Consider the following 10,276-nt stretch of genomic DNA (forward strand, 5'->3'; position numbering starts at 1 on the left):
ACAGCTCCACTTCACATCCAGGGGCCTTCACCTGTCTTCACGACAAGCCGTCACACACCCAAACCAGGACAACGTCCCTGGACATCACAACTAGTCGCCCCACTCCGGGTCCGCCCGTCGCTCGGCCGCGGCGTCCACGACCGCGTTGACGCGTGCGACCTCCGCCGCACGTTCGGCGTCGCTGTGCTGATCGCACAACCGCTCCAGCCCGTCGCCACCACCCCAGGCCCGCACCACACCCACGGCCTCGTGCAGCGCGGCACGCCTCGCGATCGCATCGACGAGGCGCAGCGCCGCGGCCGTGTCGCCGGAACCGCGGTCGGATGAGGTCATGCCTTCACCCTCCTCCTCGTGACCGGGAATGGCGACCCCGTGACGTTCTGGTGCTGGAATCGTCCGACCGGTGGCTGGAACGCCTGGTCGGCGAGGCTCGCGGGCTGACCGCCGGCGAGGTGCGGGGCACGCTCCCAGGCTCGTAGCCTGGTCGTCGGCAGCGGCGGCGGCACGAGGGGCCGAGGTGGACGGACAGCGCCGGGACCGGCTCGAGCGGATGATCGCGAAGCGCGCAGCGGGTTCCCCGTGGCCGCAGGCGCTGTGCACGGTGTGCGTGGTGGTTCTTCCGGTCGATACTGCGGCATTGGTGATGCGGGGCGCCGCACGGGCACAGGAAATGGTCACCGCCAGCGACGGCTGGGGCACGGCGCTCGAGGAGCTCCAGTACACACTCGGCGAAGGGCCCGCCGTGGAGGCGCACCGCAGCGGCGGTCCGGTGCTGGTGGGGAACATGAACGCCGAACGGGCCAGATGGCCCGGGTTCGCCGATGCGGGCGCCGAGGCAGGCCTCGGCGCGATGTTCGTGTTCCCCCTGCAGATCGGTGGCATCCGGCTCGGCACGCTGGACCTCTACCGGCGGCGTCCCGGTGGTCTGTCCGCGGACGCGATCGCGGACGCCGCGGTGCTCGCGGACCTCGCGACGCTCGCACTGCTGGAGAACGAGCTCGCCGGCGACCATGAGAAGCTCCGGATGGCAGTGTCCTATCAGGAGGTACATCTCGCGACCGGTGTGCTGGCCGCAGGGCTGGGGATCGGCCTCGAAGAAGCCTTCGCGCGGCTGCGGGCGCACGCGTTCGCCGAGCATCGGGCGTTGCTGGATGTGTCGCGCGACGTGCTCGATCGGCGGATCCCCCTCGACCGCCTCGCGGACTGAGCACGGACAGCACCCGAAAAGCGGGCACCCGACCGCAGTTCCTGGCCGGGGGAGGAGGCGAGGCTGACCTGTCTCGCTGCCGCTGCAACCCCTTGTGCGCATGGCGGGCCAGTCGGACGCCACTGTGACACCGTCGCACCACAACCCGTTGCCATGAACAACTCACCGAGTTTCCCAGTGGCGGTGTAGGGCGCGTTTCGCCGGGTAGCTCATTCCCATGGTGGAACGTGCTGTGGTGACCGGAGGTGCGGGCTTTCTCGGTTCGCACCTGTGCGAGGCCCTGGTGGCACGAGGCCTGCGGGTGACCTGTGTGGACGACTTCAGCACGGGAGAGCCGGCCAACGTGCCGCCCGGTGTCGACCTCTTGCAGCTCGACGTGCGCGAACCGTTCCGGTTGCCGCCCAGCGAACTCGTGCTGCACTTCGCATGCGCCGCGTCGCCGTCGGCCTACCTCGCGTCACCGGTCGGCACGCTCGAGACGGGCGGGTTCGGCACCCGTCACGTGCTGGAAGAAGCCGGTCGACAAGGGGCGCGGGTGGTCGTCGCGTCCACCAGCGAGGTGTACGGCGATCCGCTGGAGCACCCGCAGCGCGAAACCTACTGGGGCAACGTCAATCCGATCGGACCGCGCAGCGTGTACGACGAGGCGAAGCGGTTCGGTGAAGCGCTCGCGTTCGCCTACCGGCGGGAGCACGGACTCGACGTCGGCGTGGTCAGGATCTTCAACACCTACGGGCCGCGAATGAAGCCCGGTGATGGTCGCATGTTGCCCACGTTCTTCGCGCAGGCACGCAAGAACGAGCCGTTGACCGTGCACGGTGACGGCACGCAGACCCGGTCGCTCTGCTACGTCGACGACCTCGTTCGTGGCGTGCTGGCCATGGCGGACAGCGGCGAGGCAGGGCCGATCAACCTCGGGAACCCCGAGGAAGTCACGGTGCTGGAGGTCGCCAAGCAGGTCATCGAGGTGACCGGCAGCGGCTCCGAGATCGTGCACGTCGGTGCGATGACCGACGACCCGCGGCGACGCCGGCCGGACATCACCAGAGCACGGGAGCTCTTCGGCTGGGAGCCGGAGATCCCGCTGGAACAAGGACTTCGACTGATGGCGAGGGAGGCGTGATGCGGGTTCTGGGCATCAACGCGATTTTCCACGACCCCGCGGCCGCCCTCGTGATCGACGGGCACACGGTCGCGGCCGCAGAGGAGGAACGGTTCTCCCGGCGCAAGCACGGCAAGCGGCCGGTTCCCTTCTCGGCGTGGGAGCAGCCGGAGATGGCGGCGAGGTGGTGCCTGGAGAAGGCCGGGCTCACGCCGGCCGATCTCGACGCCGTCGCGTACTCCTACGATCCCGCGCTCGCGCAGGACGACACCGCGCCGTGGGAGGAGCTGCGCACGACCTACGCCTTGCGGGCACCGCAGTTCCTGGCCACCGCGTTGCCTGGCCTGGACCCCGAGATCGTGCGGTTCGTGCCGCACCACGCCGCACACGCGGCCTCGACCGGGCTCGCGGCGCCGTTCGGCGGGAACTGCGCGGTGCTGGTGGCCGACGGGCGTGGCGAGTGCGGCTCCTACCTGGCCGGGCGGTACGAGGACCAGGCGCTGGTCAAGCTCGCCGAGCAACGGCTGCCGCACTCGCTCGGTCTGCTCTACGAGGACCTGACCGAGCATCTCGGTTTCCTGCGGTCCAGCGACGAGTACAAGGTCATGGCCCTCGCCTCGCACGCCGAACCGGTGCACCTGGACCTCATGCGCGAGCACATCACCACCGCTGACGGCGGCTTCGCGATCACGCCGATCGAGTGGAACACCCTGGCAAAACCGCCGGACGGGGAACTGCTGCAAGAACACGCAGAACTCGCCGCGAGTGTGCAGCGCAGGCTGGAGGAGGTGCTGCTGGAGCTCGCGACGTGGCTGCACGAGCAGACCGGTGAACGCAGGCTGGCGATGGCGGGCGGGGTGGCGTTGAACTGCGTCGCGAACACGCGGATCTTCGCCGAGGGACCGTTCGACGAGGTGTGGGTGCAACCCGCCGCCGGTGACGCGGGCACCGCGCTCGGGGCCGCGCTGCACGTGGCGTCCGATGAGCCGCTGGTACCGATGCCCGGCGCGGATCTCGGCCGGAGCTGGAGCGACGACGAGATCGAGCAGGTGCTGCGGACGGCGAGGGTCGGGTACGAGAAGCCGACGGATCTGGCGGCTGTAGTGGCACGGGCGCTGGCGGACGACAAGATCGTCGCCTGGTTCCAGGGACGGTCGGAGTACGGGCCACGGGCGCTGGGCCGCCGGTCGCTGCTCGCGAACCCCTGTTTCGCGGAGAACCTGGAACGGATGAACGACGTGAAGGGCCGTGAACAGTTCCGGCCGATCGCGCCGATGGTGCTGGAGAGTCGGGCGCACGAGCTGTTCGAGCGCGGACCGGTTCCCAGTCCCTACATGCTTTTCGTGCACGACGTCCGTCCTGAGTGGAGGGATCGCATCCCGGCCGTGGTACACGTGGACGGCACCGCCCGCGTGCAGACCGTGGCGGACGATCCGCTGCTGGAACGGGTGCTGGAGGAGTTCGACCGCCACACCGGTGTGCCGGTCGTGGTCAACACGAGCCTCAACACGGCGGGGAGGCCGATGGTCGACTCGCCGAGGGACGCGCTGGAGTGCTTCGGTTCCTCGCCCATCGACCTGCTCGCGATCGGCTCGTACGTGGTGCGGCGATGACCGGCTACACCGTCGTCATCCCCACCGTCGGCCGCGAGAGCCTCGACGTCGTGGTGAAGGCGATCCGGCACGGTGAAGGACCTCCGCCGGACGAGATCATCGTGGTGTACGACCGGTTCGGCCGCGGGCCGGCGGCCGCGCGCAACGCCGGGTGGCGGCGGGCCACCAGCGAGTGGGTGGTCTTCGTCGACGACGACGTGCTGCCACCGCCGGACTGGAAACGACAGCTCGTCAAGGACCTCGCGGGAGTCGACGATGACGTGGCGGCGAGTCAGGCACGCATCGAGGTGCCGCTGCCCCCGGACCGCCGGCCGACCGACTGGGAACGCAACACCTCCGGCCTCGCCGGCGCGAAGTGGATCACCGCCGACATGGCCTACCGGCGGTCCGTGCTGCTGGAGACGGGCGGGTTCGACGAACGCTTCCCGAGGGCCTACCGGGAGGACGCGGACCTCGCGTTGCGGGTGATCGGCCGCGGACACCGGATCGTGCTCGGTGATCGGGTCACCACGCATCCCGTGCGGCGCACCGGTTTCTTCACCAGCGTGAAGCAGCAGCGGGGGAACGCCGATGACGCGTTGATGCGCGAACTGCACGGACCACGGTGGCGGGAGAAGATCGGCGGCCATCGCGGCAGGTTGCGCGAACACGTGCTCACCACAGGCCTCGCCGCCATGTCCGTCCTCTGTGGAATTTTCGGCCGCAGGCGTGCCGCGACCGTCGCGGCACTCGGGTGGGCCGCGATGACCGCGCGGTTCGCGGCACAGCGCATCGCGCCAGGGCCTCGTACCGCACCAGAGGTCGTGCGGATGATCGTGACGAGTGCCGTCATCCCGCCCGTCGCCTGTCTGCACCGGGCCCGTGGCGAGCTTCAGGTGCTGGTGACCAAGAACGATGTGCTGACCGCCGCGCGAGACATGTCGGGAGGACGACCGTGCATCGAATCGGTGTCGTCGGTGCCGGATACGTCGGCCTGACCACGGCCGCCTGCCTCGCCCACCTCGGCCACGACGTCGTCTGCTCGGACGTGGACGAGGCCAAGATCGAGCGGCTGCGGCGGCGCGAGGTCGACCTGGTCGAGCCAGGGCTCGCCGAGCTGTTGGAACAGCACGACATCAAGTTCACCACGGAGTTTCCGGGCGAGGTGGACTTCCTGTTCGTCTGTGTTCCCACCCCGGCGGGTGAGCGCGGTGAAGCCGACCTCACCGCCGTGCACCACGTCGTCGCACAGGTGCCGGAGGACACCGTGCTGGTGCTGAAGTCGACGGTTCCCGTCGGTACCGCGCGCGACATCGCGCACCAGCCGACTGTGTCGAACCCGGAGTTCCTGCGGGAAGGTCACGCGGTCGAGGACTTCCTGCGGCCTCAGCGGGTGGTGGTCGGTTCGGCCGACCAGGACGCGGCGAGGCAGGTCGCCGCGCTCTACGGCGACGTGCCGGTCGTGCTGACCGACAACACCACCGCCGAGCTGACCAAGTACGCCTGCAACAGTTTCCTCGCGGTGAAGCTGTCCTTCGTCAACACGCTCGCCGAACTGTGCGAACACGTCGGCGCGGACATCGACGGCGTCACCGAGGGCATGAGGCTGGACGAACGCATCGGCGCCGCGTTCCTGCGCCCCGGCCCCGGCTGGGGCGGCTCCTGCCTGCCCAAGGACACCCGCGCGCTGCTCGCCACGGCACAGGCAGAGGGCGTTGAGTTCGCGACCCTGCGCGCCGCCGTCGACACCAACGACCACCAGGTCCGCCGCATCGCGGAGATGATCGAGGGCGACCGGCTCGGGCTGCTCGGCCTGACGTTCAAGGCGGGCACCAACGACCTGCGCGACTCGCCCGCGCTCGCGATAGCCCGGCTGCTGGAGGGCGACATCCGCGCCTACGACCCGGCGATCAGCCAGGACGTCGACGGCATCACTGTCGTGAGCACACCCGAGGAGCTGGCGGACGGCCGCGACGTCCTGGTCGTCCTCACCGAGTGGCCGGAGTTCACCGAGCTCGACTGGCCCGCGCTCGCGAACCGGATGACGACACCGGTGCTCGTCGACACCCGCGGCGTCGTCCCGGCCGACAAGGTCCGCGAGGCGGGCTTTCGACTGGTCAGCGTGGGACGCCCGGACGGACGCCCGCCGACCGTCGCAGGTGACGCGTAGCGCTTCGGCAAGTGGTGTTTCGAAGCGTTCTTCGCGGATAAATCTCCTCTATGGACCGGACTTCCGCCTCGATGCCTGTCGACCGCGGAGAACGAATGCCGACGGAGGTGAGGGCATGAGGGTCGCGATGGTGTCAGAGCACGCCAGCCCACTGGCGGAGCTGGGCGAGGTGGACGCGGGCGGGCAGAACGTGCACGTGGCGGCGCTCTCGGCGGCGTTGGCGGCGCGGGGACACGAGGTAGTGGTCTACACGCGGCGCGACGACGACGAACTCCCCGAGCGGGTGCGTGCGAACGCCGGCTACGACGTGGTGCACGTGCCCGCCGGACCGGCGAAGCGCGTGCCGAAGGACGAGCTTCTGCCGTTCATGGGCGAGTTCGCCCGCTTTCTCGCCGCGGACTGGAGTGCCTCGCCGCCTGACATCGTGCACGCGCACTTCTGGATGTCCGGATTCGCCGCGGCCATCGCGGCGCGCGGCCTCGGCGTGCCCCTGGTGCAGACCTTCCACGCCCTCGGCACCGTGAAACGCCGCCACCAGAACGAGGCGGACACCAGCCCTCCCCAGCGGATCGCGATCGAGCGGATCATCGGCAAGAAGGCCGATCTGATCGCCGCGACCTGCGAGGACGAGGTCGACGAGCTGATGAGGATGGGGATCAGGCGTGCCCGCACAGCCGTCGTGCCGTGCGGCGTCGATCCGGAGCTGTTCCATCCCGCCCCGGCCTCTCCCCACCCGCCGCGGATCGTGTCGGTCGGCAGGCTGGTGCCCCGCAAGGGGTTCGAGGACCTGATCACCGCCCTGAAAATGGTGCCGGAGGCCGAGCTGGTGATCGCGGGTGGACCGCCCGCTCACAAGCTGCGGTCGGACCGGGAGGCACGCCGGCTGCTCGCGCACGCGGAGGCCCTCGGGGTGAGCGACCGGGTGCGGCTGGCCGGACAGGTGGCGCGCCAGGACATGCCGGACTTCCTGCGCTCGGCCGACGTCGTCGCCTGCGTACCGTGGTACGAGCCGTTCGGAATCGTGCCTTTGGAGGCGATGGCGTGCGGCCTGCCGGTGGTCGCTTCCGCGGTCGGCGGGCTCGTCGACACCGTCGTCGACGGCGTCACCGGGAAGCTGGTGCCGCCACGGAATCCGAAACGGCTCGCGAAGGAACTGCGGTCACTGCTGGCGAACGACTCCCGGCGCAACGTCTACGGCACCGCCGGCGCCGACCGGGTCACTGCCTGCTACACCTGGGACGAGGTCGCGAGGCGGACCGAACACCTGTACCAGCGCGTGGCCCGGCGGTCGTTGGCGCCGGCGCGATGACCGAGCTGGGCGATGACCGTGCTGTTCATCGATTTCGCCCGGCACCGGCTGGAACAGCTCCTGCGGCAATGAGTGCGGCACCGCGAATGCCCAGGGCCGTCCGGGGTACCTCCGAGGTGTTGGCCACGTGCTCTGAAGGAGGATCGGTGAACCCACAGGCAGTCGTGACGGGAGCTTCGAGCGGTATCGGTCTCGAGCTCGCGAAGGTGTTCGCGGACAACGGTTACGACCTGGTGATCGCGGCCGAGGACGCCGCTATCGACACCGCCGGCGAGGAGCTTCGAGGCCGTGGCGTCGAGGTGGACGCCGTGCAGGTCGACCTGTCGTCGTACCAGGGTGTCGAGGACCTCGTGGCGCGTATCCGGATGAAGGGGCGGCCAGTCGACGCCCTCGCGGTCAACGCGGGTGTCGGGGTCGGCGGTGACTTCGTGCGCGACACGTCCGTGGACGACAACCTGGAGATCGTCAACCTGAACGTCACGTCCGCCGTACATCTGACGCACCGCGTGCTCGCGGACATGGTGGATCGCAAGGAGGGGCGTGTGCTGTTCACGTCGTCGATCGCGGCCACCACCCCGGGGCCGTTCCAGACGGTGTACTCGGCGTCGAAGGCGTTCCTCTCGTCGTTCGGGCAGGGCCTGCGCGAAGAGCTGAAGGACACCGGTGTCAGTGTGACCACGCTGATGCCCGGCCCGACGGACACGAACTTCTTCGACCGCGCCGGCATGCAGGACACCAAGGTCGCCCAGGGTGCCAAGGACGACCCGGCACAGGTCGCGCGTGAGGGGTTCGAGGCGTTGATGAAGGGCAGGGACCACGTCGTCGCCGGCTCTGTGAAGAACAAGGCGCAGGCAGTGGCCGGCCGGGTGCTGCCGGAGCCGGTGAAGGCCAAGGCGCACCGCAAGATGTCCGAACCCGGCTCAGCGGAGTCGTAACACCGGGATTCTCCTGTGTGGACTGGTTTTTCGCGGGTATCTGGTACCTGTGATGCTGACGAACTCTCCAGGCGTGTACGCGCCCCAGGAGGACACGCGGGTCTTGATCGAGGCCCTGCGCTCCGCCGCGATTCCAGCCGGGGCAAGGGTTCTCGATGTCGGCACGGGTACCGGAGCGCTCGCACTGGCCGCGTTGCGCGCGGGCGCGGCGACGGTGACAGCGGTCGACGTGTCGCTGCGCGCGGTGCTCACCGCGCGGCTGAACACGCTGGGCAAACCGGTTCGCGTGCGGTGGGGCGACGCCCTCGACGTCCGCGGCCGGTTCGACCTGGTGCTGGCGAATCCGCCGTACGTGCCCGCGAACCGCGCTGCCAGGGGACCGGCTCGTGCCTGGGACGCGGGCGCGGACGGGCGTGAGTTGCTGGACCCGCTGTGTGCCAAGGTATCTGGGCTTCTCCGGCCGGGAGGCGTGCTGCTCCTCGTCCACTCGGCACTGTGCGGAGAGGACACGACCGTGAGCAGGTTGCGCGACGCCGGGCTCAAGGCGGCGGTGGTCGGCCGGTGCCGGACACCGTTCGGACCGGTGATGCTCGAGCGGATCCCGTTCCTCGAAGCTCGGGGACTTGTCGAACCGGGCCAGCGGCACGAGGAACTGGTGGTGATCCGCGGTGACAAGCCCGCATAGGGTCACGTTCGTGGATTTCCACGGCCGGGTGGTTGTGTTCAGCGCGAGGCGACGCTGTCCAGCAGGTCCATCGCGATGTCACGCAGCTTGACGTTTCTGTTCTGGGACTGCTGCACGAGCATGGCGAAGGCCTCGTCCGCCGTGCACGAGTGCGCCGCCATGAGCACGCCCTTGGCCTGGTCGATGACCGCACGTGAAACGAGCGCGGTCTCGAGCTGCACGATCTGCTCGCTGGAGCGTTGCCACCGGTGGGCGTTGTCGATGGCCGCACTGGCGGCGGTGGTGAACAGCCTCATCACGCTTTCGTCGAACGGGTCGAACGCCGTCGCGGTGTTGCTGTAGATGTTGAGTGATCCCACGTGCTTGGCGTCGCTGCGGTCCGAAGCCGGGAGCATGATCGGTACGGACAGGTAGGCACGCACGCCGTGCTGGTCCGCAGCTGTCTCGAACTCGGGCCAGCTGGTCCTGTTCTCCCCGGCCACGGCGCGGACGGCCTGGAGCGTGCGGGCCGCCTCGAGACACGGTCCGCGGTTGGCGCGGTACTGCTTCTCGTCGATCTCGACGAGCGTGTCGTCAGTGGCGGCCGCGGTTCTCGGCTCCTGCGGGTTCACGGTGACGGTGACCGCGTCGGCGTCCTGGATCGCCCTTCTGGCGGTCTCGGCGAGTCGTTGCAGCACCTGGTCGAGCGGCTCCTCGCCGGCGATGCCGTCGCGCAGCATCGTCAGCGCGGCGGTGGCCTCGTCCAGCCGCTCCACCGGATCCTGCCGGTCAGCTTCGCCCGTCTGGCTCGACGGGGTCGTCAAGTCGTCCATGCCGCGGGACCTTTCGCCGGGACGAGTTCGCGGCGCTGGTTGTTCAACGCACTCGCAGCGAATGCTAAAGCCTGCGAGATCCGACACGCACGCCCGCAGAGGGGTGAGAAGCCAGGCCTGTCGTGATCGTCAGGTGTCTTTCCCGCTCTGCCGGGTAGTCGAGTAGAGGAAAGCCGACGCCGGAGGAGGAGGAACCGTGTCGATCAACGCCGACGCCCAGACGGTGACGGGCACGAAGGACAAGGACTACAACATCATCTGGTTCGTGGAAGCCTGCCTCAGCAATGCGCTGCGGCTGGAGACCTACGTCCAGGACGCGGAGAGTGCGGGCGACTCGGACCTGGCGGACTTCTTCCGCCGGGCGCAGGGCGAAAGCCGCAAGGGTGCCGAGCAGGGCAAGGAACTGCTCGCACAGCGGCTCGGCAAGTAGCGAACCGGACGGCCGCGGCCGCCTGGCCCTGAAC

11 protein-coding genes are annotated in these 10,276 nt (G+C 69.4%); 9 read left to right on the plus strand and 2 right to left on the minus strand.

Translation table 11 applies throughout. The annotated features are described in order from the left end of the window. Nucleotides 1–90: 90 nt before the first annotated feature. Nucleotides 91–333: a hypothetical protein gene (locus ACWGE0_RS45265; protein ID WP_452267029.1), complete on the minus strand. Its 243-nt coding sequence runs from the start codon at nt 331–333 to the stop codon at nt 91–93. 184 nt (nt 334–517) lie between these two features. Between ACWGE0_RS45265 and ACWGE0_RS45270 the strand changes: the two genes are divergently transcribed. From ACWGE0_RS45270 to ACWGE0_RS45305, 8 genes are all read left to right on the plus strand, one after another. Beyond that, the gene (locus ACWGE0_RS45270; protein ID WP_452267030.1) at nt 518–1,207 is read left to right on the plus strand and encodes a GAF and ANTAR domain-containing protein; all 690 of its coding nucleotides are present in this window, start codon (nt 518–520) and stop codon (nt 1,205–1,207) included. Nucleotides 1,208–1,442: 235 nt separating this feature from the next. Next, nucleotides 1,443–2,330, plus strand: a complete 888-nt coding sequence (locus ACWGE0_RS45275) for an NAD-dependent epimerase/dehydratase family protein (protein WP_452267031.1) — start codon at nt 1,443–1,445, stop codon at nt 2,328–2,330. Continuing rightward, nucleotides 2,330–3,922, plus strand: a complete 1,593-nt coding sequence (locus ACWGE0_RS45280; RefSeq protein ID WP_452267032.1) for a carbamoyltransferase family protein — start codon at nt 2,330–2,332, stop codon at nt 3,920–3,922. Before ACWGE0_RS45275 ends, ACWGE0_RS45280 begins: the two co-directional genes overlap by 1 nt. After that, on the plus strand, nt 3,919–4,899 hold the full coding sequence (locus tag ACWGE0_RS45285) for a glycosyltransferase family 2 protein (protein ID WP_452267033.1): 981 nt from the start codon (nt 3,919–3,921) through the stop codon (nt 4,897–4,899). Before ACWGE0_RS45280 ends, ACWGE0_RS45285 begins: the two co-directional genes overlap by 4 nt. Next, nucleotides 4,857–6,071: a UDP-glucose dehydrogenase family protein gene (locus ACWGE0_RS45290; protein WP_452267034.1), complete on the plus strand. Its 1,215-nt coding sequence runs from the start codon at nt 4,857–4,859 to the stop codon at nt 6,069–6,071. Before ACWGE0_RS45285 ends, ACWGE0_RS45290 begins: the two co-directional genes overlap by 43 nt. 115 nt (nt 6,072–6,186) lie before the next feature. Next, entirely contained in the window at nt 6,187–7,380 is a 1,194-nt protein-coding gene (locus tag ACWGE0_RS45295) for a glycosyltransferase (protein ID WP_452267035.1), read from the plus strand. Nucleotides 7,381–7,526: 146 nt separating this feature from the next. After that, nucleotides 7,527–8,315 carry an SDR family NAD(P)-dependent oxidoreductase gene (locus ACWGE0_RS45300; protein ID WP_452267036.1) on the plus strand — a complete coding sequence of 263 codons (789 nt, stop codon included), beginning with the start codon at nt 7,527–7,529 and terminating at the stop codon, nt 8,313–8,315. 49 nt (nt 8,316–8,364) lie between these two features. Beyond that, nucleotides 8,365–9,000 (plus strand): HemK2/MTQ2 family protein methyltransferase, encoded by a 636-nt coding sequence (locus ACWGE0_RS45305; RefSeq protein WP_452267037.1) that lies wholly within the window; start codon nt 8,365–8,367, stop codon nt 8,998–9,000. Nucleotides 9,001–9,038: 38 nt separating this feature from the next. Here the strand turns inward: ACWGE0_RS45305 and ACWGE0_RS45310 are convergent, their stop codons facing one another. Next, the gene (locus ACWGE0_RS45310; RefSeq protein ID WP_452267038.1) at nt 9,039–9,812 is read right to left on the minus strand and encodes an ANTAR domain-containing protein; all 774 of its coding nucleotides are present in this window, start codon (nt 9,810–9,812) and stop codon (nt 9,039–9,041) included. A gap of 196 nt (nt 9,813–10,008) precedes the next feature. On the opposite strand from ACWGE0_RS45310, the gene ACWGE0_RS45315 reads away from it, so the two are divergent. Further along, nucleotides 10,009–10,242 carry a hypothetical protein gene (locus ACWGE0_RS45315; RefSeq protein WP_452267039.1) on the plus strand — a complete coding sequence of 78 codons (234 nt, stop codon included), beginning with the start codon at nt 10,009–10,011 and terminating at the stop codon, nt 10,240–10,242. Nucleotides 10,243–10,276 lie beyond the last annotated feature (34 nt).

It is taken from the genome of Lentzea sp. NPDC054927 (assembly GCF_053610285.1).

Excerpts from the sequence above, each read along its gene's own strand:
- ACWGE0_RS45265 (WP_452267029.1), bottom strand. The coding sequence starts at position 333 with ATGACCTCATCCGACCGCGGTTCCGGCGACACGGCCGCGGCGCTGCGC.
- ACWGE0_RS45280 (WP_452267032.1), top strand. The coding sequence starts at position 2,330 with ATGCGGGTTCTGGGCATCAACGCGATTTTCCACGACCCCGCGGCCGCC.
- ACWGE0_RS45285 (WP_452267033.1), top strand. The coding sequence starts at position 3,919 with ATGACCGGCTACACCGTCGTCATCCCCACCGTCGGCCGCGAGAGCCTC.
- ACWGE0_RS45295 (WP_452267035.1), top strand. The coding sequence starts at position 6,187 with ATGAGGGTCGCGATGGTGTCAGAGCACGCCAGCCCACTGGCGGAGCTG.
- ACWGE0_RS45310 (WP_452267038.1), bottom strand. The coding sequence starts at position 9,812 with ATGGACGACTTGACGACCCCGTCGAGCCAGACGGGCGAAGCTGACCGG.